1 pseudogene is annotated in these 795 nt (G+C 79.0%); it reads left to right on the forward strand.

Features of this window, described 5'->3' with window-relative positions:
* Positions 1 to 795: pseudogene (locus ABEB16_RS22280) on the forward strand (hypothetical protein); the annotation flags it as partial.

Here is a 795-nt window from a genome sequence, read left to right on the forward strand (position 1 = left end):
GCCGACGCCGTGGACGCCGACGCCGTGGACGCCGACGCCGTGGACGCCGACGCCGTGGACCCCGCGGTGGGCGCCGCCGGCGGGCTGGACCCGGCGAACCCGTTCGCCGCGCCCGGCGACCTGCCGCACGGGCTGCCGCCGTTCGACCGGATCCGCGTCGAGCACTTCTCCCCGGCGTTCGAGGCGGGCATGGCCGCGCAGCTGGCCGAGGTGGAGGCGGTGGCGGCCGATCCCCGCGACCCCGACGCGGCCAACACCCTCGACGCGCTGCAGCGCTCCGGCCGGCTGCTGGAGCGCGTCGGTGCGGTGTTCTTCTCCCTCGTCGGCACCGACTCCACGCCCGAGCTGCAGGAGCTGCACGCCCGGCTCGCGCCGCGGCTGGCCGCGCACGCCGACGCCGTGCGCCTGGACCCGCGGATCGTGGCGCGCATCGCAGCCCTGCACGCCCGCGCCGACGAGCTGGACCTCGACGACGAGACGCGCCACCTGCTGCGGCGGCTGCACCTGGACGCCCGGCGCGCCGGGGCGGACCTCGACCCGGGCGCCCAGCAGCGGCTGCGGGCGCTCAACGCGGAGCTGTCGGAGCTGACGGCCGCGTTCTCCGACGCGCTGCTCGCCGACACCAACGCCGCGGCGGTGCACGTCGCCACCGAGGCCGAGCTCGACGGGCTGGGCGCCGGGGAGGTGGCCGCGGCGCGGGAGGCGGCCCGCGAGCGCGGGCTGGACGGCTACCTGCTGCCGCTGGCGCTGCCCACCCCGCAGCCGGTGCTGGCCTCGCTGCGGAACCGGTCGCTG

Origin of the sequence: Kineococcus glutinatus, assembly GCF_039542765.1 — a bacterium.
GTDB lineage: Bacteria > Actinomycetota > Actinomycetes > Actinomycetales > Kineococcaceae > Kineococcus_A > Kineococcus_A glutinatus.